At 69.2% G+C, this 21,601-nt stretch carries 17 protein-coding genes; 9 read left to right on the top strand and 8 right to left on the bottom strand.

Features of this window, described 5'->3' with window-relative positions; all coding sequences use genetic code 11:
* The first annotated feature begins 372 nt into the window (after positions 1-372).
* The 4 genes from Mth01_RS14440 to ilvC all read left to right on the top strand — a co-directional run bounded on the left by Mth01_RS14440 (position 373) and on the right by ilvC (position 6,692).
* Entirely contained in the window at positions 373-3,048 is a 2,676-nt protein-coding gene (locus tag Mth01_RS14440) for a GGDEF domain-containing phosphodiesterase (protein ID WP_239089668.1), read from the top strand.
* 199 nt (positions 3,049-3,247) lie between these two features.
* Entirely contained in the window at positions 3,248-5,041 is a 1,794-nt protein-coding gene (locus tag Mth01_RS14445) for an acetolactate synthase large subunit (RefSeq protein ID WP_275408944.1), read from the top strand.
* Between the two features lie 40 nt (positions 5,042-5,081).
* On the top strand, positions 5,082-5,606 hold the full coding sequence (gene ilvN / locus Mth01_RS14450; RefSeq protein ID WP_204016363.1) for an acetolactate synthase small subunit: 525 nt from the start codon (positions 5,082-5,084) through the stop codon (positions 5,604-5,606).
* A 90-nt stretch (positions 5,607-5,696) separates the two neighbouring features.
* On the top strand, positions 5,697-6,692 hold the full coding sequence (ilvC, locus tag Mth01_RS14455; protein ID WP_204016418.1) for a ketol-acid reductoisomerase: 996 nt from the start codon (positions 5,697-5,699) through the stop codon (positions 6,690-6,692).
* 76 nt (positions 6,693-6,768) lie between these two features.
* Here the strand turns inward: ilvC and Mth01_RS14460 are convergent, their stop codons facing one another.
* From Mth01_RS14460 to Mth01_RS14475, 4 genes are all read right to left on the bottom strand, one after another.
* Positions 6,769-7,302: a DUF1707 and FHA domain-containing protein gene (locus tag Mth01_RS14460; protein ID WP_204016364.1), complete on the bottom strand. Its 534-nt coding sequence runs from the start codon at positions 7,300-7,302 to the stop codon at positions 6,769-6,771.
* A gap of 133 nt (positions 7,303-7,435) precedes the next feature.
* Entirely contained in the window at positions 7,436-8,371 is a 936-nt protein-coding gene (locus tag Mth01_RS14465) for a CAP domain-containing protein (RefSeq protein ID WP_204016365.1), read from the bottom strand.
* Positions 8,372-8,632: 261 nt separating this feature from the next.
* Positions 8,633-10,057, bottom strand: a complete 1,425-nt coding sequence (locus Mth01_RS14470; protein ID WP_239089661.1) for an MFS transporter — start codon at positions 10,055-10,057, stop codon at positions 8,633-8,635.
* A gap of 177 nt (positions 10,058-10,234) precedes the next feature.
* Positions 10,235-11,173, bottom strand: a complete 939-nt coding sequence (locus Mth01_RS14475; protein ID WP_204016366.1) for a hypothetical protein — start codon at positions 11,171-11,173, stop codon at positions 10,235-10,237.
* 351 nt (positions 11,174-11,524) lie between these two features.
* Here Mth01_RS14475 and serA point away from each other — a divergent pair, with 351 nt between their 5' ends.
* The 4 genes from serA (at position 11,525) to Mth01_RS14490 (ending at position 15,978) form a co-directional block, all read left to right on the top strand.
* The gene (gene serA / locus Mth01_RS14480) at positions 11,525-13,114 is read left to right on the top strand and encodes a phosphoglycerate dehydrogenase (protein ID WP_204016367.1); all 1,590 of its coding nucleotides are present in this window, start codon (positions 11,525-11,527) and stop codon (positions 13,112-13,114) included.
* A 379-nt stretch (positions 13,115-13,493) separates the two neighbouring features.
* Positions 13,494-13,616, top strand: a complete 123-nt coding sequence (locus Mth01_RS30135) for a hypothetical protein (protein ID WP_275408945.1) — start codon at positions 13,494-13,496, stop codon at positions 13,614-13,616.
* A gap of 80 nt (positions 13,617-13,696) precedes the next feature.
* Positions 13,697-14,743 (top strand): 3-isopropylmalate dehydrogenase, encoded by a 1,047-nt coding sequence (locus Mth01_RS14485; protein ID WP_204016368.1) that lies wholly within the window; start codon positions 13,697-13,699, stop codon positions 14,741-14,743.
* A gap of 146 nt (positions 14,744-14,889) precedes the next feature.
* Positions 14,890-15,978: a branched-chain amino acid aminotransferase gene (locus Mth01_RS14490; protein ID WP_204016369.1), complete on the top strand. Its 1,089-nt coding sequence runs from the start codon at positions 14,890-14,892 to the stop codon at positions 15,976-15,978.
* Positions 15,979-16,050: 72 nt separating this feature from the next.
* Here Mth01_RS14490 and Mth01_RS14495 read toward each other — a convergent pair whose 3' ends face one another.
* Both Mth01_RS14495 and Mth01_RS14500 read right to left on the bottom strand, forming a co-directional pair.
* Positions 16,051-16,641, bottom strand: a complete 591-nt coding sequence (locus Mth01_RS14495; RefSeq protein ID WP_204016370.1) for a Uma2 family endonuclease — start codon at positions 16,639-16,641, stop codon at positions 16,051-16,053.
* 95 nt (positions 16,642-16,736) lie between these two features.
* Positions 16,737-17,390, bottom strand: coding sequence for an O-methyltransferase (locus tag Mth01_RS14500; protein ID WP_239089662.1), 654 nt, complete (start codon positions 17,388-17,390; stop codon positions 16,737-16,739).
* 270 nt (positions 17,391-17,660) lie between these two features.
* On the opposite strand from Mth01_RS14500, the gene cimA reads away from it, so the two are divergent.
* Positions 17,661-19,262: a citramalate synthase gene (cimA, locus tag Mth01_RS14505; RefSeq protein ID WP_204016372.1), complete on the top strand. Its 1,602-nt coding sequence runs from the start codon at positions 17,661-17,663 to the stop codon at positions 19,260-19,262.
* A 102-nt stretch (positions 19,263-19,364) separates the two neighbouring features.
* Here cimA and Mth01_RS14510 read toward each other — a convergent pair whose 3' ends face one another.
* Together Mth01_RS14510 and Mth01_RS14515 are read right to left on the bottom strand one after the other, a co-directional pair.
* Complete coding sequence (locus Mth01_RS14510) at positions 19,365-21,074, bottom strand: heparinase II/III family protein (RefSeq protein WP_239089663.1); 1,710 nt, start codon at positions 21,072-21,074, stop codon at positions 19,365-19,367.
* Between the two features lie 126 nt (positions 21,075-21,200).
* Complete coding sequence (locus Mth01_RS14515; RefSeq protein WP_204016373.1) at positions 21,201-21,554, bottom strand: antibiotic biosynthesis monooxygenase family protein; 354 nt, start codon at positions 21,552-21,554, stop codon at positions 21,201-21,203.
* Positions 21,555-21,601 lie beyond the last annotated feature (47 nt).

The following is a 21,601-nucleotide window of genomic DNA, read 5'->3' on the forward strand; positions in this document are numbered from 1 at the left end:
GGTGACGACTCGGGTGTTGTCCCACTCTCGATCAGCGGCTGTGCGCACACTGACCCTGTGACAGGGAGAGTAAAGCCGAGTCGAGGACGGCCGAATCGAGGGACGGCCGAGTCTCAAGGAACGGGAGGGGCAGTGACATCGCACCCGACCGGAGATGACGACCCAGGCGCGGCTCCATCTCCCACCCATGAGACGGCCGACGACACGACGTTCGCCGGACCCGCCGCGGAGGATTCCGCTGCGGAAGACGCGTCTGTGGCGGGCCCGGGCACATCGGACCGCGACACATCGGAGCGGGGCACATCGGAGCGGGGCGCGTCGGAAGCGGCGGCAGCGGATCCGACAGAAGCAGAGGCGACGCGTGTGAACGGCATGCGTCATCCCTGGGCCGCGGTCGCCGCCGCGAGCGGGATCGGCATGGCGGGCATCGTCGCCGCCCTGATCACAGGGGGAGCGTCCACCCTGATAGTGGCCGTCGCCGGGGTCGTCACGGGTCTTCTCGCGGCGGGCTCGCTCATCACGGCCGCGGCCCGGGTAGCGCCCGCCCACCGGCGGCAGCCCGCCGGCTGGCGGTGGCTCGCCAGCGGCTCGCTGACCTGGCTGCTCGGCGTCGGAGTGCGGCCGGCCGCCGACGGCACCCCGTTCGTGCTCACCTTCGCCGACCTGCTGATGCTGGCCGGGTCGCTGCTGCTGGCGATCGGGACCGGCCTGTCCGTGCAACCGCCCGCGTACAGCCGCGGGGTCCTCAGACAGGGTGCCGACGCCTACCTGAGCGCGGCGTCGATCTTCGCGGTCGGCTGGGTGGCCCTCCTCGGGCCGGCATTCCACAAGGCGCAGGACGCCGGTGCCTTCTTCTTCACGATGGCGCTTCCCGTGGTCTGCCTTCTCGCGGCATGTGCCGTGGCGCCGGCCGTCGTCGCGTCCCGCTCGGGCAACCGTGTCGTGGGGCTCACCGGCGTCGGCGTGCTGGGAGCCGTCACCGTCTCCGAACTCGCCACGGCGCTCGCCCGGCTGCAGGGGGACGTGCCGCCGCTGGCGGCCGGCCTCGTCGCCCCGGCCGCCTTCCTTGTCCTCGCCGCCGCCCCGTGGACGCAGCGTGAGCGGCCGCGCAAGCCGCCCCCCATGCCGGCCGCCGTGCCCCCCCGTGTGCTGGCCGCGGCGACTCCGCTCGTCCTCGTGGCCGTCGCCACCGTCGTGGTGACCCTGTACGGCGTGGCCGGCCCGGACGGGACGCTCGCGGTGGCGGCCGGCTCCACCGTGCTGGTGCTGCTCGGCCGCCTGTTCGTGCTGCTCGTCGAGACCGCGGGAATGCGCCGCCTGGTCGACGTGGGCGAACGGCAACTGCGCCGGCTCGCCGAGAACACGGGCGATGTCGTGCTGGTCTGCGACCACGGCGGCCTGATCGACGAGATCGGCCGGGACGTCGAGGCGATGTACGGCTACCGCCCGGACGAGCTGACCGGCCGTTCGATCTTCGACTACATCCATCCGGAGGACGTACCGGGCCTCCAGGCACTGCTGCGCCGCATGGCCGGCGCCGACGAGGACGGCGGCGCGCGTTCTCAGGAGATCTGCCGCATCGGCTGCCGGATCAGGGCGGCGGACGGCACCTGGCGGCCGACCGAGTCGGTCGCCACCCCACATGTCCGGAACAACGAGCTGATCCTGGTCACCGTACGCGACATGAGCGACCAGGTCGCGCTGCGCAACCAGGTGACCCACCTCACCTTCCACGACGGGGTGACCGGGCTGCCCAACCGGGCCTACTTCGAGGAGCGTGTCAGGGAGGTCCTCACCCATCGCGGCGCCGGCGGCGCCGCCGTGATCTTCCTGGACCTCGACGGGTTCACCGCCGTGAACGACTCCGTCGGCCATGCCAGCGGCGACTACCTGCTCGGTCAGGCCGCCCGGCGGCTGCGCTCAGCCGTACGGTCGGACGGCACGCTGGCCCGATGGGGCGGCGACGAGTTCGCCGTGCTGCTGGAGGGCGGCATGGCGGGCAGTGGCATGGCGGGCAGTGGCATGTCGGGCAGCGACGCACAGACCGCGGTCGACCTGGCGGAGCGGCTTCTCCGCACGGTGTCGTCGGAGCCGTTCCGGGTCGCCGACCGGGACATGGCGCTGACCGCCAGCGTCGGCGTGGCCTTCGCCGAGGACGGGCTGACCGCGGGGGACCTGCTGCGCAATGCCGACGTGGCGATGTCGCGGGCCAAGGGGCTCGGCGGGCGGCGGGTGGAGGTCTTCGCCACCCATATGCACGCCGACGTCCTGCGCCGCCTGGAAATCGCCTCCGACCTGCAGCGGGCGCTGCTGGAGAACCAGTTCGCGATCGAGTACCAGCCCGTGGTCGACCTGGCCTCGGCACGGGTCATGGCGGTCGAGGCGCTGGTCCGGTGGTGCCGCGGCGGCACGTTCGTGCCGCCGGAACAGTTCCTCGGGCCCGCCGAGGACACCGGGCTCATCGTGCCGCTGAGCGAATGGATCCTGCGCGAGGCGTGCCGCGAGGTCGCCGCGTGGCGGGCGGAGGGATGGGAGATCGGCCTGTCGCTCAACCTGTCGGTCCGCCAGATCACCGCTCCGCGGTTCGTCGAGACGGTGTCGGAGGCGCTGACCGACAGCGGGCTGCCCGCCGACGCGCTGACCCTCGAGGTCATCGAGGAGATGTTGGTCGAGAACGCCGAGGACACCATCGGCAGGCTGTCGCAGCTGCGCGCCCTCGGTGTGCGGTTGGCGATCGACGACTTCGGCACCGGTTACGCCTCGCTCGCGTTCCTTCGCCAGGTCCCCGTAGACATGATCAAGATTGACCCGTCGTTCGTCTCAGGACTCGGCCGCGACGAGACCCTCACGCTGCTGACCCGTACGATCGTGCGGCTCGGGCACGACCTGGGGCTGATCGTCGTAGCGGAGGGCATCGAGCGCCCCGAGCAGCTGGATCTGCTGCGTGAGATGGGTTGCACGCGCGGCCAAGGCTACCTGGTCGGCCGCCCCACCGCGGCCCACCGCATCGACTCTCTCAAACGCACCACCTTGCAGAACACCGGCTGAGGCCCCCGCCGGGGCCTGCCGCCCGCATCTCGGATGGCGAGACGGGTATTCCACATGATTTGACTCCGCCAGGGTCGATCGGACATCGTGGAGGCATGCATAGCGGTGGGATCCTCGTAGTACTTCGCAGGCGCGCAGCCTGACGAAGCCCTCGGTCCTGCGCGCGCCCCAACTCCGCACAGCGGATGGGGCGTTTTTTGTGCCAGCAGACACCACCAGCCACAAGCTCTCCACAAGGAACGAGCCGATGACCGAACAAATGACAGGTGCTCAGGCCCTCGTGCGGGCACTGGAACACGTCGGGGTCGACACGGTGTTCGGGATCCCGGGCGGCGCCATCCTCCCCGCCTACGATCCTCTCTACGATTCCACCAAGGTCCGGCACGTCCTTGTACGGCACGAGCAGGGCGCGGGCCACGCCGCCGAGGGATACGCGCAGGCGACCGGGCGGGTCGGCGTCTGCATGGCGACCAGCGGCCCCGGGGCGACCAACCTGGTCACCCCGATCGCCGACGCCTATATGGACTCGGTGCCGATCGTGGCGATCACCGGACAGGTGGCCTCCCCGATGATCGGGACCGACGCCTTCCAGGAGGCGGACATCTCCGGCATCACCATGCCGATCACCAAGCACAATTTCCTGGTCACCCAGGCCGAGGACATCCCCCGGACCATCGCGGAGGCATTCCACATCGCCTCCACCGGCCGTCCGGGACCGGTGCTGGTGGACATCGCCAAGGACGCGCTCCAGGCCACGACGACCTTCTCCTGGCCGCCGGTCATGCAACTCCCGGGCTACCGCCCGGTGACCCGGCCGCACTCGAAGCAGATCCGCGAGGCGGCGAGGCTGATGACGGAGGCCCGCCGGCCGGTCCTCTACGTCGGCGGCGGCGTGCACAAGGCCGGAGCCTCGGCCGAGCTGCGTGAGCTCGCCGAACTCACGGGCATCCCCGTCGTCACCACGCTCATGGCGCGTGGCACGTTCCCCGACAGCCACCCCCAGCACATGGGCATGCCCGGCATGCACGGCACGGTCTCGGCGGTCGGCGCGCTCCAGCAGTCGGACCTTCTGATCGCGCTCGGCACCAGGTTCGACGACCGGGTGACCGGCCGGCTCGTCAGCTTCGCGCCCAACGCGAAGGTCATCCACGCCGACATCGACCCGGCGGAGATCTCCAAGAACCGCCACGCGGACGTGCCGATCGTCGGTGACTGCCGTGAGGTCATCGGTGACCTGATCGCGGTGGTGCGGGGCGAGCAGGCCGCGGGCCGCAAGGGCGACTACAGCGAGTGGTGGCGGATACTCAACGGCTACAAGGAGACCTACCCGCTGGGCTACGAGCAGTTCGCGGACGGCTCGCTCGCCCCGCAGTACGTCATGGAGCGGTTGAGCGCCATCGTCGGCCCCGAGGCGTACTACGTCGCGGGTGTCGGTCAGCACCAGATGTGGGCGGCCCAGTTCGTCGGGTACGAGAACCCGGGCACGTTCATCAACTCGGGCGGGGCCGGCACGATGGGCTTCGCCGTTCCGGCCGCGATGGGCGCGAAGATGGGCCGGCCGGACGCGACCGTGTGGGCCATCGACGGCGACGGCTGCTTCCAGATGACCAACCAGGAGTTGGCGACGTGCGCGATCGAGGGCGTGCCGATCAAGGTCGCGGTCATCGACAACGGTAGCCTCGGCATGGTCAGGCAGTGGCAGACGCTGTTCTACGACGAGCGGTACTCCAACACCGACCTGCAGCAGGTCAGGCGGATCCCCGACTTCGTGAAGCTCGCGGAGGCGTACGGTTGTGTGGGCCTGCGCTGCGAGCGGCCCGAGGACGTCGACGCGACCATCCGCAAGGCGATGGAGATCAACGACGTGCCGGTCGTGGTCGACTTCGTCGTCCACCGGGACGCGATGGTCTGGCCGATGGTCGCCGCCGGGACCAGCAACGACGACATCAAGTACGCCCGTGACATGGCGCCGAAGTGGGAGAGCGAAGAATGAGCGAGCGGGGCAACCAGACCTGCGCCGAAGGAGGGGCGGCATGAGCCTTCACACGCTGTCCGTCCTGGTCGAGAACAAGCCGGGCGTGCTCGCGCGCGTGGCCGCGCTGTTCAGCCGCCGCGGTTTCAACATCGAATCGCTGGCCGTCGGGCCCACCGAGCACGACGACATCTCCCGCATGACGATCGTCGTCAACGTTGAGGCCCTGCCGCTCGAGCAGGTCACCAAGCAGCTCAACAAGCTGGTCAACGTCATCAAGATCGTGGAGCTCGACAGCGCCCAATCGGTGCAGCGCGAGCTGATGCTGCTCAAGGTCAGGACCGACGCCGAGAGCCGCTCCCACGTCCTGGAAGTGGTCAACCTCTTCCGGGCCCGGTGCGTCGACGTCGCCCCTGACGCGGTGACCATCGAGGTCACCGGCACGAGTGACAAGCTGAAGGCGTTCGTCCGGGTCCTGGAGCCGTACGGCATCAAGGAGCTCGTGCAGTCGGGCATGGTGGCCATCGGCCGCGGTGCCCGTTCCATCACCGACCGCTCGCTCCGGGCGCTGGAGCGCAGCGCGTGAGCGCTGCGCCGCTGTCGGAGTCGAAAGCACGTGTCGCGACCGGCGACGTCTGTCGCGACCATCATTCGGAAAGGCAAGCATGTGACTGAGATCTTCTACGACGACGACGCCGACCTGTCGGTCATCCAGGGTCGGCACGTCGCCGTACTGGGATACGGCAGCCAGGGCCACGCCCACGCGCTGAGCCTGCGCGACTCCGGCGTGGACGTGCGGGTCGGCCTGCCGGCGGGCTCCAAGAGCCGGGAGAAGGCCGAGGCCGACGGGCTGCGCGTGCTCACGCCGTCGGAGGCCGTCGAAGAGGCCGATCTCACGATGATCCTCGCCCCTGACCACATCCAGCGGCACCTCTACGCCGAGCACGTCGCGCCGAACCTCGTCGAGGGCGACGCGCTGTTCTTCGGCCACGGCCTCAACATCCGCTACGGCCTCATCGAGGCCCCCGAGGGTGTGGACGTCGCGATGGTCGCGCCGAAGGGCCCCGGCCACCTCGTCCGCCGCCAGTACACCGCGGGACGCGGCGTGCCGTGTCTCGTCGCCGTCGAGCGCGACGCCACCGGCAACGCCTGGCCGCTCGTGCTGTCGTACGCCAAGGGCATCGGCGGCACCCGGGCCGGCGCGCTGAAGACGACCTTCACCGAGGAGACCGAGACCGACCTGTTCGGTGAGCAGGCCGTGCTGTGCGGCGGCGTCTCCGAGCTGATCAAGGCCGGCTTCGAGACGCTGATCGAGGCGGGCTACCAGCCCGAGGTCGCCTACTTCGAGTGCCTTCACGAGATGAAGCTGATCGTGGACCTGATGTACGAGGGCGGCGTCTCGAAGATGTACTGGTCGGTGTCCGACACCGCGGAGTACGGCGGCTACAGCCGCGGCCCGCGCGTGGTCAACGCGGAGACCAAGAAGGAGATGCGCCGCATCCTGGACGAGATCCAGGACGGCCGCTTCGCCCGTGAGCTGGTCGAGGAGTTCGACTCGGGCCAGACCAACTTCAAGCGCTACCGCGAGGAGCTGGCCGGGCACCCGATCGAGCAGACCGGCGCCAAGCTCCGCCCGATGATGAGCTGGCTCAAGGGCGGCGAGCAGTCCTGACCGAGCTGATCGATTCGGTCTGACGCGTGAGAGCGGCGTCGCCCTTCCGGGCGGCGCCGCTCTCATCGTCGTGCGCTCAGGCGGAAGCGGACACGAGGAACGCGGAGTCGCCGAACGCGATCTCGTCGCCCGCCCGTACCCGGGCCGGTCCGACCAGGCGCCAGCCGTTCAGCCGGGTGCCGTTCATCGAGCCGAGATCGACCAGCAGCCACGAGCCGTCGTCACGGCGCAGTTCGGCATGCACCCGGGAGACCGTGAGATCCGCCAGCACCAGGTCGCAGGCGGGCCCGCGGCCCACCACGTACCGAGCACGGTCGTCGGTGGGCAGCGCCAGCTTGGGCAGGCGAGGACGCCGCCAGGCGGACTCGACCCGATGGCTGAGATCCGACACAGCGGCCACGGCCTCCGTGATCCGCCTACGCCAACGCCCGCGCTGCGGGAGGTCCGCGACCAGCTCATCGAGCTCACCGCGGCTCTGTGCGCGCAGCGCCATGTCGACGCGGCCGATGAAGGTGTCCATGGACAGACGGCCTTCGGCGGCACGGCTGCGGAGCTCGTCGAGGGCGCGGTCGCGGTCCCCGTCCGAGGCGCGAACCGGGGGAGAGCTCATGACTGGAGTATCCGACTTGGCCGGGCGCAGTGTCCAGAAGACCTTCGCATTCCACCTCATTCCAGCGCCCAGACTTCACAACCATCGTGAGCGTGTCCCCCCGTGCCCACCCCCGCCCGCCACGGCTGGGGGGCTAGTGTTTGCCGAAATCCTGGGTCCAGTACGGGCCGCCGGCCTTGACGTAGCCGACGCCGATGTCCGTGTAGCTGCAGTTGAGCATGTTGGTGCGGTGGCCGGAGCTGTTCATCCAGCCCTGGACCACCGCTTCCGGGGTCTGGTAGCCCTTGGCGATGTTCTCGGCGATCGCGGTGTAGGAGTACCCCGTCGCCCTGATGCGATCGGCGAAGGAACGGCCGTCCTGAGAGGTGTGGCTGAAGTAGTTCTTGGCGGACATGTCGGCCGAGTGGCCGTAGGCCGCCGTGTGCAGTTTGGCGTCGTGCGTCAGCGGTCCGCAGCCGACCTTGGCCCGCTCGACGTTGGTGAGGCGCACCACCTCGTTCTCGAGATCGGTGCCCACGACACCCGGCCCTGTCGCCGGACCGCTGCCCGTGGAGCCGCCGTTGGTGGTGCCCCCGTTCTGGGCGCCGCCTGTCGAACCGCTGCCTGTCGAACCGCCGCCTGTCGAACCGCTGCCCGCCGGTCCGCCGCTCGTGGAGTCGCTGCCCGTCGAGGCCCCGCCGTTCCCGTTGGGCGGCGTCGAGGCGCAGTTCACCCGGGTGGCCCTCGACCGTGACGTGTTGCCGCGGTAGTCGGTGACGGTCGTGTAGAACACGCCGTTCGCACAGCGCACGGTAAGCGTGAGGCGCCCGCTCTCGGTGACCTTGGCTCCGCTCTTCACCGCACGGTCCGGGCCTGTCACGGCCTTCCAGAGCCGGACCCGGACCTTCGCCGGGCCGGTGCATCCGATCCGGTAACCGGCGGCGCTGATCTTTCCGCTCTCCGTGACGTACGGCTTGGCGGCGGCGACCCGGCAGCCGAGATGCTCGGTCGTCGCCTGGGCGGCGCTGACCGGCAGGCTGATCACCGTGAGGCTGCCGAGGCACAGGGCCGCTCCGAGCGCTCTGTTCACGATCTTTCCTCCAGTTGAGGGGACAGGTCGGGTCGCGGGATCTCGCCGACTGCTGCGGGTGCTCCTCGTGGCGAGACCTGCGCGACACTCCCTGAGCCGCGCCCTCATCAGGACAAGGTCCGAGGTACGCGGCCCGAAGGCTGGTTGGAAACCGCATTATGGTGTCCTCAACCTCTATTGTCCGAAAAAATCACAAAAGTCACGAAAATACCTACGTTCCAATGTCTCCCTGCAAGCACTCCAGCACCGTCCGTAGCGGTGTCAGGCGGTGGTGCCCTCGGCTTCGGACGTGTCGCCGGGCGCCGTACCGCCGGAGGCCGTGTCGTCGTCGGCCAGGGCCGCGAGCCGGTCGGCGGTGAGGTCGTATCTCAGCGTCATCAGCACCGCGGCCAGCGACATGAGGGCGGGCACGAGGGTCACGCCGAGGATGACCGCCGTGTGCGCGCTGTCCGGCTGCGCCACCGGGTTCTCCGGATTCGAGGAGATGAAGCCGCCTGTGGCGAGCACCGCGCCGTAGACGGTGGCGCCCAAGGCGGACACGGCGTTCTCGACGGCCGTCCACAGTCCGGTGAAGACGCCTCCGCGGCGCTCGCCGCTCACCGTGCTGTCGTGGGCGATCACGTCGGCGAGCATGGAGAACTGCAGAAGTTGCAGGCCCGCGTATCCGAGCCCGATCGACACGACGGCGAGATGGGCGTAGAGGGAGCCGAGTATGGGGGTGGCGATGAGCAGCGAAGCGCCGACCAGGAACAGCGACCCGGCCAGGATCATCGCGCCGCGCTTGTCGAGCCTGCGGGCCAGCCGCACCCACAGTGGCATGGTGACCAGCATCGGCCCGACGAGCGCGGCGAAGAGCGTGCTCGTGGCGCCGGTGTCGCGCAGGACGTAGGCCGCGAAATAGGGGGCTCCGGCGAGCATGACCCCCGCGGCGAGGTTCTGGGCCGAGCTGAGGCCGAGCAGCCACAGGAACGGTCTGCTCGTCCTGACGGCGGCGAGCTGGGACCGGAGGGTGCCGTCCGATCGCTGCCGCCCGATGAACGGGGCGCGAGCCGTACCCAGGAACGACCCGATCATCGCGGCGAGCAGGATCGCCGCGAAGGTGATGCCCATCAGGCGATAGCCGTCGGCCGAGTCCCCGGCGAGCATCGGCGCGACGACTCCGCTGAGCGCCACCGAGACCGCGACGAAGATCATCCGCCACTGCAGCAGGGAGGTCCGTTCGTGGTAGTCGCCCGTCATCTCGGCCGGCATCGCCTTGTACGGAACCTCGTACAGGGCGTATCCGGTGGAGGCGAACAGGAACGCGACACCCACGAAGACCGCGGCGGGGACGCCGGTGAGCGGCGGCCCGCTGAACATCGCGGCGAAGGACACCGGGAGCACGGCGGCCCCGGCCAGCAGCCAGGGCCGGCGCGGCCCCCAGCGTGAGGAGGTGCGGTCCGACCAGCGGCCGACCAGGGGGTTGACGAGGAGGTCCCACGCCTTCGGCAGGAACAGGACGAGGCCGGCGAGCACGGCGGGCACCGCCAGCACGTTCGTCATGTAGTACAGCAGGAGGAGGCCGGGGACGGCCGTGAAGTTGGCCGTGCAGAACGAGCCGACCGCATAACCGAGGCGTACACCATGGGAGACGGTCGCGGGGGGCGTCGCCGCCGAGGAGGCCATGCCGACATTCAAGCCGAGCAAGCGTTCGGGTGGAAGGTCCGCATCCGAGATTTCGGTCCGACCGTGTCAGTGCGCGCGTTCCCGGCGGAACCGGGCAGGCTCACGCCGACGACCCGGCCCGTCGGGCGCCCGCACGGGAGCTGAGCGGGGCCACGGCCGAGGACCGCCGGCTCTCCTCCCCGCTCAGCTCTCCAGGCGTCAGCCCCTGGCGTCCGGGCAGACCACGTGGGCGCCGATCTCGATCATCCGGCGTTCCGTGTGCGCGTCCGTGATCCGGGCCATGAGCACCGGAGCCCCGCTGGCCGCGAGCTGTGGCAGCCGGGCGCGGACCCGGCGGTGCACGTCCCGGACGATGTCCTCGCCCGTCGCCGTGTGCACCTTGACGAGCAGCATGAGCCCCCAGGACCCGGAGACCGTCCGGGCTTCGGAGATCCATACGTGGTGCACATGGGGGTAGTCGCGCAGCAGTTCGGAGACCGCCACCCGGAGCGCGGGCAGGATCGGATGGCTCGTCCGGCGATAGCCGGGGTCGACGACCTGCATGGCACCGGACAGGTGCTGGCGGGGCGCCGGGATCCGGGCGGGTGGGACGGAGCCGGGAGCGGCCGACACCCGTTCCGGGGCGGGCACGGGTGGAGCGGCCAGGGGAGGAATCGACGGCGGGCTGCCGGAGGCCGCCGGGGGAGCCGCGTGTGCCACCTGCGAGCGGGTCACCGTCGCCATGGCGCCGGTGGCGTACGCCGCAGGGGTGGCGGCCGAGCGCATCGCCGACACCGCCGGCGTGGGACCGGTCCGGCTTGATTGGAGGTGACGCCGCAGGTCGTCGATGGGTACGGCTGCCGCCGCCGGACCCGCCGCGTCGATGACGATCTCCCGGACACCCGTGACCTGCTGGATGTCGAGGATGGTGTCGGCGTCGCAGGCCGACAACGAGTGGCTGCCGCGGTGCCGGGCGTAGGTCGCCGGCGCCGTGTAGCCGAGCAGCACGCGATCACCGCTCTGCGTCGTGCCGAGCACCACGGAGCGGTCGGGGCGGACGGCCACCAGGATGCCCCGCTCGGCTAGGGCTGACAGCAACTGCTGGGGGCTGCCGTGCCGTGCGAGAACGTCACCCAGGGAGGGGTTCCCGATGCTCATAGGCCGAACAATAGGGGGTGAACCATAGCGAATCAGGCTAATCCCGAAGATGGGTGCGATCAATACCGAGATGGCGGGCCGCACGAATAGGACCGGTCCAAACTGGGTACGGCAACGGCTCAGGCCATCACACACGGCGGCCATGCGACTTCCTCGCGTCATAGGGGGCGGCCTGGCCCGCACTGCCGGCCCGTCGGTCCCGCATCGCCGGCCCCGCCCGGCCGGCTCCCGGGCGGCCGACATGGGCGCCGTCTCGGATGGCGGATCGCTCGTGAGAGCTTTCACAAGCCCGGATACACTCGACGACTGTCCGTGCTGTCGCACTTCTCGAACTTTTCGAAGGACTCACCAGTGAACAAGCCCGTCGTTCTTGTCGCAGAGGAGCTTTCCGACGCGGGTCTCGCCGTGCTCGGCGCGGACTTCGAGGTCCGTCACACCGACGGAGCAGACCGCTCGCAGTTCCTGCCGGCTCTCGCCGACGTGGACGCCCTGATCGTCCGCAGCGCCACCCAGGTGGACGCCGAGGCCATCGCGAACGCGCCCAAGCTGCGCGTCGTCGCCCGCGCGGGCGTCGGACTCGACAACGTCGACGTCGAGGCGGCCACCAAGGCCGGTGTCATGGTCGTGAACGCGCCGACCTCCAACATCACCAGCGCGGCCGAGCACACCGTCGCGCTCATCCTCGCCGGCGCACGCAACGTGGCCCAGGCGCACACCGCGCTCAAGGGCGGCGAGTGGAAGCGGTCCAAGTACACCGGCGTCGAGCTCGACGGCAAGGTCGTCGGCATCCTGGGCCTCGGCAAGATCGGTCAACTCGTCGCCCAGCGCCTGCAGCCGTTCGGCGTCGAGCTCGTCGCATACGACCCCTACCTTCAGCCGGCCCGGGCCGCGCAGATGGGCGTCCGGCTGCTCTCGCTGGAGGAGGTCCTGACGCAGGCCGACTTCCTCACGGTCCACCTGCCCAAGTCGAAGGAGACGATCGGGCTGATCGGCGACCGCGAGCTGCATCTGGTCAAGCCGACCGTCCGCCTGGTCAACGTCGCCCGCGGCGGGATCATCGACGAGAACGCGCTCTACTCCGCACTCAAGGAGGGCCGGGTGGCCGGGGCCGCGATCGACGTGTTCGCCAAGGAGCCGTGCACCGACAGCCCGCTGTTCGAGTTCGACCAGGTCGTCGCCACCCCGCACCTCGGAGCCTCCACCCACGAGGCCCAGGAGAAGGCCGGCACCCAGGTCGCCCGCAGCGTCAAGCTCGCGCTCGCCGGCGAGTTCGTGCCCGACGCGGTGAACGTCCAGGGCGGCGCGGTCGCCGAGGACGTCAAGCCGGGCCTGCCGCTCACCGAGAAGCTCGGGCGCATCTTCACCGCGCTCGCCGGCGAGGTGGCCACCCGGCTCGATGTCGAGATCCGCGGTGAGATCGCCTCCCAGGACGTGCGCGTGCTGGAGCTCGCCGCGCTCAAGGGGGTCTTCACCGACGTGGTCGAGGACGCGGTGACGTACGTCAACGCCCCGCTGCTCGCCCAGGACCGCGGCACCGTGGTCGAGCTGGTCACCAGCTCCGAGAGCCCCGACTGGCGCAACGTCGTCACCGTGCGCGGGGTGCTGGCCGACGGCCGTACGGTCTCGGTCTCGGGCACGCTGTCCGGCCCCCGGCAGGTCACGAAGATCGTCGAGGTCAACGGCTTCGCCATGGAGATCGAGCCGACCGATCACCTCGCGTTCTTCACGTACGCGGACCGGCCCGGCATCGTCGGCACCGTCGGCCGGCTGCTCGGCGAGCACGGGACCAACATCGCCTCCATGCAGGTCTCCCGCGACGTCAAGGGCGGCAAGGCCCTGATCGCGCTCACCGTCGACTCGGCGATCCCGGCCGACGTCGTCGAGCAGATCGCCGGTGAGATCGGCGCCGACGGCGGCCGCACGGTGAACCTCGAGGACTGAGCGGAAGCTCGGGGACTCGAGCGGAACATCGAGGACTGAGCGGGACCTCGGAGACTGTCCCGGGTCGCCCTCGTCTCCTGAGCCCGTACGGCGGTGCCCCCGCCGTACGGGCTTCTTGTTGTCTCACATAATGAGATACTAGGTCGTCCTACAAGATTCTGCGATAACCTGAAACGGTATGACGCGCCAGGTATCCGTACTCATTACCTGCCGCGGCGGGGCCTGATCAGGGTGGGCCGGCCCGCCGCGGTGTGCGGCGTTGTGCGCCGTCGGCCGTCGGCTTCTGTGACCGAGAGCGTGTGACCCACGCCGAGTCGGAGCCGACATTCCGGGATCCGCGACCCGGATCTGCTCTCCTTTCTCCCGTTCTTCTTCGCGAATGAGATCCACCATGTACGAGATGTATCCCTGGAACCGTCCCGAGGACGCCGAAGACGAGGCCGCCGCCGCGCTGCAGATCGCGCTCGACCGTCGTGACAACGGCGGTCAGCCGGTCCGCTGAGCTCGGCACGACCAATCAGCCGGAATGCCCGAATGGTGAGATCGGCGTTCGATCTCCGAGACACCCGGTAAGGTACTCCCATGGAGTCGAGCAACATCCGTCTGGCCGTCATCCCTGGTGACGGGATCGGCGCCGAGGTCGTGGCCGAGGGGCTCAAGGTCCTCCACGCCGTCGGCGTCAAGGCCGAGACGACTGAATATGATCTCGGGGCGAAGCGCTATCACGCGACCGGAGAGACCCTCCCCGATGCGGTGCTGGAGGAGCTTCGCGGCTATGACGCGATTCTGCTCGGCGCGGTCGGCGACCCCAGCGTCCCCCCGGGCGTCCTGGAGCGCGAGCTGCTGCTCAGGCTCCGTTTCGAGCTGGACCACTACGTGAACCTCCGCCCGGTCAAGCTGTTCCCCGGGGTGGCGACCCCGCTCGGCGAGGCCCGCCCCGAGGACATCGACATGATCGTCGTCCGTGAGGGCACCGAGGGTCCGTACGCCGGAGCCGGCGGCGTGCTGCGCCGCGGCACGGCGCAGGAGATCGCCACGCAGGAGTCGCTGAACACCGCCTTCGGCGTGGAGCGTGTCGTGCGTTACGCGTTCGAGAAGGCTCAGGCCAGGCCCCGCCGCAAGCTCACGCTGGTCCACAAGACCAACGTGCTGACCTTCGCGGGCGACCTCTGGGCGCGTACGGTCGACCGGGTGAGCCAGGAGTTCCCCGACGTGGAGACCGATTACTGCCACATGGACGCGGCCTCGATGTTCTTCATCACCCAGCCGCAGCGCTTCGACGTGATCGTCACCGACAACCTCTTCGGCGACATCCTCACCGATATCGGCGCGGCCATCGCCGGGGGCATCGGCCTGGCCGCCAGTGGTAACGTCAACCCGGCCCGTACGGCGCCGTCGATGTTCGAGCCCGTGCACGGCAGCGCCCCCGACATCGCGGGCCAGGGCAAGGCCGACCCCACCGCCACCATCCTGTCCATCGCCATGCTCCTCGACCACATCGGGTCCGCCGAGGCCGCGGCCCGGGTCGAGCAGGCCGTCGCCGACGACCTGGTCGAACGGCAGGGAGCCTGGACGGCCAGGGCGACCCGTGAGATCGGCGACGACATCGCGGCACGAGTAGCGGGGTGATCCGGGCCGTCACCTGATCAATGCGCATGGCGGCCCGCGGGGCGCCATGCGCTTTTTCATACCTGCCCAATGCCGTAGTTTTCCGTTAGACAGGTCGTCGCCGCACAATGAACCGTGACGACGACGTCGAGAAAAGGATCTTCGCCATGACTCAGCTCAGCTTCGATGTGCAGCTCAATCCGCGAGCCCGCAGCGCGGGGGAGCGTGAGGAAGTATTGGCGAACCCCGGCTTCGGGCAGTTCTTCACCGACCACATGATCTCCATCGACTGGACCGAGGGGCGCGGCTGGCACGACGCCCGGCTCCAGCCGTACGGCCCGCTGGTCCTCGATCCCGCGACGTCGGTCTTCCATTACGCGCAGGAGCTGTTCGAGGGGCTCAAGGCGTACCGGCAGTCGGGCGGTTCGATCGTCGCCTTCCGGCCGCACGCCAACGCGGCGCGCTTCAACAGGTCCGCGGCCAGAATGGCCATGCCCGAGTTGCCCGAGGACGTGTTCGTCCAGTCGCTGGAGCTGCTCGTGCAGACCGACCGCGAGTGGGTGCCGACCACCGACGGCCACAGCCTCTACCTGCGGCCCTTCATGATCGCGACGCAGGCGGCGCTCGGGGTGAACCACCCGTCGAGGACCTACAAGTACATGGTGATCGCCTCGCCCGCCGCCTCGTACTTCTCCGGCGGCGTCAAGCCCGTCTCGGTCTGGCTGTCCACCGAGTTCACCCGGGCCGCTCCCGGCGGGACCGGCTTCGCCAAGTGCGGCGGCAACTACGCCGCCGCCTTCGTCGCCCAGCGTCAGGCCGTCCAGGAGGGCTGCGACCAGGTCGTCTGGCTCGACGCCTTCGAGCATCGCTGGGTCGAGGAGATGGGCGGGATGAACCTCTTCTTCGTCTTCGGCGACCGCCTGGTCACCCCCACCCTCACCGGCACTCTGCTGCCGGGCATCACCCGCGACTCGATCCTCAGCATCGCCGCCGAGCTCGGCCTCCGGCCGGAGGAGGGCAAGATCTCGATCGAGGACTGGCAGTCGGCCTGCGAGTCGGGAGAGCTCACCGAGGTCTTCGCGTGCGGCACTGCCGCCGTGGTCACCCCCGTGGGCTCCGTCAAGGGCGCCGACCGCGGCTGGGCCGTGGGCGACGGCACCCCCGGCCCGGTCACCATGAAGATTCGCGAGGAGCTCGTCGGCATTCAGTACGGCTTCCGCCCCGACACCCGCGACTGGATCCACAAGATCTGCTGAGTCCCCGAAACCACGGAACAGGCCCGGCCCGGAACCATCCGGCCGGGCCCTCGTTCAGTCGTCTCGTACGGCTCAGGCCTCGATCAGCTTGCCCGTGTCGATCGTCAGATCCCACGGCTCCGGCAGGGGCAACGGCTTGCCCAAGGTCACTTCGACCTGGTGCTGATAGCCGTTCTCGCTCGGTTCGGCCATAAGCCGGGCGACGTTCTGGAAGGTGTCGATCACCAAATAGAGCGGAACCCCGGCGATGGCACAGTTCTTCGGCTTCATCACGTGGTCGTCATCCTGACTGCTGGGAGAGACGACCTCGACGACAAGCAGTGTCTGGTTTCCGTAGACGTTCTCCGGATCCCACATTCGGGGACTCCGCGGCACTACAGTGGCATCCGGCCGATATCGGTCGAGCTGCGCGCCCAGGAAGATCTTGATGTCATTGCAGATAACCCACTTCTTGCTGTCCACGAACGACATGAGCTGAAGTAGCAGGCGGAAGACGACGTTGTTGTGATCGAGTGTGGGCACCTCTCTGATCACGACCCTGCCGCGGAGGATTTCGACTTTCTGCTCCGCGCTGCTGAAGCAGATCTTCCTGTAGAGGCTTTGGAGATCTGCGCGTGCGGTCTCTTCAGGTGTCGTAGCGGGTGGATCCAGGACCTTGGCCATGAGAGCATCATCCCCTCCCGGCGGGAAAACGCAACGTGATTGACTCAAGACATAAAGTAGTCACAAAGCGTGGCGCTCGCCGGGGTTGTCGAAAATCAGTTCTTGCGGATGAGGGTGAGTCCGTCGGCGAAGGGGAGCAGGATGCTGGTCACCCGCGGATCGGCGCTGACCAGGTCGTTGAACGCCCGCATCCCGGGCACGTTGCCCCCGGCGGCCGGGTCGACGATCTCGCCCTCCTGCAGCGTGTTGTCCACGGCGATCAGCCCGCCCGGCCTGAGCCGTACGAGAAGCTCCTCGTAGTAGACCGGGTAGCCGGCCTTGTCGGCGTCGATGAAGGCGAAGTCGATCCACTCCTCGCGGGGCATGGCCCGGAGCGTCTCGGCGGCCGGTCCGAGGCGAAGCTCGATCCTGTCCGAGACGCCCGCCTTGTCCCAGTACCGCTGGGCAACGGACGTCCATTCCTCGCTGACGTCACAGGCGATGAGGCGGCCGTCCGCCGGCATGCCCCTGGCGATGCAGATCGATGAGTAGCCGGTGAAGGTGCCGACCTCGACGGCCCGGCGGGCCCCGACGAGGCCCACGAGCATGGTGAGCAGCGTGCCCTGTTCGGGGGAGATCTGCATGGTGTCGTCGTCGCCGACGAGCCGGTGCGTCTCCTCCGTGAGGGCGCGGAGCAGATCGTCGGGCGGGGTGGTGTGCGCGATGGTGTACTCGGCCACTGCGGTATCGATGAACTCGGCAACCTTCATGCGAACCACACTAACCATGGCGGTTCGCGAGCGGGCGAAGCGTGGTCGGAGCACTCGTCCGCGTCTCGTACTCTGAGATCGATGTGCCAGAGGCTGGGAGCATGTGGCAGACTCCTAGGCACCATGTTCTACGGTCTGCTCATTATCGGCAGGCGCGCCGGCCACTAAAGGGACAACGCCGGCGCGCAGACCTCTCACGTCCGTGAGGGGTCTTTTTGTTTGGGGCCGATGGGCGCGCGGCGACGACGGACCCGCGAAGGAGACGAAGAGATGACCGACGACGGCTTCCACGTGTACGACACGACGCTCCGTGACGGAGCCCAGCAGGAGGGGCTGAACCTGTCAGTCGCCGACAAGCTGGCGATCGCTCGTCACCTGGACGGTCTGGGCGTCGGCTTCATCGAAGGTGGCTGGCCGGGCGCCAACCCCAAGGACACCGAGTTCTTCAGGCGGGCTCAGACCGAGCTCGACCTGAGGCACGCGCAGCTCGCCGCGTTCGGCGCGACCCGCCGGGCCGGTGTGAAGGCCGCCGACGATCCGCTGGTGGCCGCCCTGCGCGAATCCGGAGCGCCGGTCGTGACGCTTGTCGCCAAGAGCCATGACCGGCACGTGGAGCTGGCCCTCCGCACGACACTGGAGGAGAACCTCGCGATGATCCGCGACACGGTCTCCCACCTTCGTGCGGAGGGCCGGCGCGTCTTCCTGGACGCCGAACATTTCTTCGACGGGTACCGCTCCAACCGCGCCTACGCGCTCGAGGTGCTGCGCACCGCGGCCGAGGCCGGCGCCGACGTGGTGGCGCTGTGCGACACCAACGGCGGCATGCTCCCCGACGAGCTCGCCGAGGTCGTCCACGAGGCGACCGCCACGGGGGCGCGGATCGGCATCCACTGCCACGACGACACCGGCTGCGCGGTGGCCAACACCCTGGCCGCGGTGCGGGCCGGCGCCACCCACGTGCAGGGATGCGCCAACGGGTACGGCGAACGCTCGGGCAACGCCAACCTCTTCACGGTGGTGGCCAACCTCCAGCTCAAGCGGGGGTTCGAGCTCGTGCCGCCGCAGGCGCTGGCCGACATGACGCGCATCGCCCATGCGATCACCGAGGTCACCAACGTCACGCCCAACTCCCACCAGCCCTATGTGGGCGCCTCGGCCTTCGCCCACAAGGCCGGGCTGCACGCCTCGGCTATCAAGGTGGACCCCAACCTCTACCAGCACATCGATCCCGCCATGGTCGGCAACGACATGCGCATGCTGGTCTCCGACATGGCCGGCCGCGCCTCGGTGGAGCTCAAGGGCCGCGAGCTGGGCTACCAGCTGACCGGGGAGCAGTCCCGCGAGCTGGTCGAGCGGGTCAAGGACCTGGAGTCGCGCGGGCACACCTTCGAGGCCGCCGACGCCTCCTTCGAGCTGCTGCTCCGCGACACCGTCGCCGGCGAGCGCAAGCGGTACTTCACCGTCGAGTCCTGGCGCGTCATCGTCGAACGCCGCCCCGTCGTCGACCCCCTCACCGGCGCGGCGACCTTCGAGGTCGTGAGCGAGGCCACGGTGAAACTCCAGGCCAAGGGCGAGCGGATCGTCGCGACCGGCGAGGGCAACGGCCCGGTCAACGCCCTGGACAAGGCGGTACGGCTGGCCCTGGAGAAGCTCTACCCCGAGCTCGCCGCCGTCCAGCTCATCGACTTCAAGGTCCGCATCCTGGAAGGGACGCACGGCACCGGCGCGATCACCCGGGTTCTGATCACGTCCAGCGACTCGACCGGCGACTGGGCCACCGTCGGCGTCGACGAGAACATCATCGAGGCGTCCTGGCAGGCTCTGGAGCAGGCCGTGACGTACGGACTCCTCCGTGCGGGACACCACGCCTGACAGCGACGATGTAGCTGAGCGCGGTTTCCCGGGCCGGCCTGTCCGGACAGGCCGGCCCGGGAGATGGGCATCAGGCCCGTGGTCGATCAGGCCCGTTGATTGTCAGGACAGGGTGCCCGAGGCGCCTACCCGCAGGGTCACCGAGCCGCCGGAGGTCTGGACGGCCACGGTGCGTCCCGAGCAGGTGACGTTCGGCTTGTCCGTGCCGGGCACGATGACCGTCAGCAGCGCCCCGGACGCGGGGGATACCACCGCCGGGGCGGGCACCTTCTTCATGTAGGAGGGCGAGATCCACCCCTGGTAGGGACTGGTCTGCCCGCTGACCACCCGTTGCCCCCCGATCGGCCGGCATGACGGAATGGCGAGCTGGACGAGAGTGGCGCGCCAGTCGCCGTCCGCCACCACGATCCGTCCCCGCTCCGCGGAGACGACCTTCAACGCCGGGTCGAAGTGCCACAGGTTCCGCAGCTTCCCGTCCCCGGTGTCGAGGACGGCCATCAGGTCATCGTGATGATTGACCAGCACCGATCGGGTGCGGCGCACGCCGTACGCCAGGTCGGTCAGTGTGAACGACTGCCGGTCCTTGCCGATGGAACGGCGGGTGAGGGGCGACGCGGTGTGGCCGCGGAACTTCCTGCCGACCATCACCGGCACGTTGTGGGCCTCGGGCGTCAATGTCCAGCGGCGGTACGGAGTGCCCTCGTAGGAGTGGAAGCCCGCCTCGGTGAGGATGGAGCGGCCCTGGGCGTAGTAGGTCACGCCCAGGTGGTCCTCGTGCCCGTGGAACTTCTGGCCCGGGCCGAAGCGGATCGAATAGTACGCCGACTGCGGGTCGTCCCAGGCGGTGCGGCCGAAGACGTACCCCGCCTTGAAGACCTCGACGGTCTTCTTGCCGTGGTCGAAGCCGGTCGGCTGGACGTCGGCGCCGCCGTCCCCGATGGGCACCAGGTAGCCGTTCGGCATGGTGGCCGCGGCGATGTGCCCCGTCAGGTTCTTCCAGCGCCGCGTCAGCGTGCTCGGCGCCTTCAGCCCGCAGTAGTCGATCGTGTCCATCGCGACCCTGAGCCGCTCATGGACGTAGATCGCGTAGCGGGGGGCCTGCTCCATGAGGGCGCCCTCGGAGTCGATGTCGAGCTTCGCCGACCTGACCATGCGGCGCAGGGCCAGATCCTTCCAGCCCTTGTTGCCGTAGCGGCAGCCGATCCGCAGCAGACCGATGTCCTGGTCGAAGCCGTGGTTGTGACCGGCCTCGTACTTGCTCGGATCGGCCAGCAACTTCGCGTGCTGAGCGAGGCTGCGGGTGAGCCAGGAGCCCTTGACATGCCGGCTCAGGCAGACCAGGGCCGGGGCGCGGAGTGCGACGGGGTGCTCCGCCCAGGCGTACTTGGCGGTGCCGCGGCCGCCGTAGGGGTTGTCCGCCACCCAGTCCTCGGCGATCTCGACCGCCCGCTTGAGGTATTCCCCGTTGCCGGTCGTCTCGTAGTCGGCGACCAGCCGGCCCATCCAGCGCAGCGACTGGAAGACCATCTGCCAGGACCGGTTCCGGTACGGATCCATCCGCCAGTTGACGTCCTTGCCCACGCTGACGGCCGGGAAGTCGAGAAACGACAGCTTGCCGTCCATGATCTCCGAAGAGGTGGGGGTGGCGGGCAGCCAGTCCCCCTGACATTCGGCCGTCTGTTTCACGCCCGCCACCGACGCGGCGGCCGCCGGCGGACCGCCCGGAAGGACAAGGGGCGACACGGTGCCCAGAAGGACCAGGGCGGACAGAGCCGGGCCGTGCTTCCTGAGGACTTGAGTGCGGCCGCGCACGCCAGATTCCTTCCGGCCAGATTCAAGACGGGAAGCGCCATGCTGTCCGAATCACATCAATGCGGTCAAGCCACTTTGATCACATCGTTAACATCCCTGAGTCTCGGTCTGCCGGAATTGGCAAGATCACGGGGTGGGGGTGGCGGTCTCGATGACCTCGAACGACCACAGTTCGGAGGCCGTAGCCGCCGGGCCCTGGTCGTGCCCGTGGCCCTGCCCGTGGCCGTGTCCGTGGCCCTGAGCCTGGGCGTGGCCGGCCTGGAAGGCCTGGCTCTGCTGCCAGCGCTGGAAGTCCTCCTCGCTCCGCCAGCGGGTGTAGACGAGGTAGCGGTCGGTTCCCTCGACAGGCCGCAGCAACTCGAACCACTCGAACCCGTCGGACGACTCGACCATCCCCGCCCGGCCGGCGAACCGCCTCTCCAACTCCTGCCGCATCTCCTGGGGCACCGTCAGCACGTTGATCTTCACGACAGAAGGCACGAGCACTCCCGTACGACTCGGTTCTCGGTGGCCGGTTACGGGCCATT

Origin of the sequence: Sphaerimonospora thailandensis (genome assembly GCF_016863115.1) — a bacterium.
Taxonomy (GTDB): Bacteria; Actinomycetota; Actinomycetes; order Streptosporangiales; family Streptosporangiaceae; genus Sphaerimonospora; species Sphaerimonospora cavernae.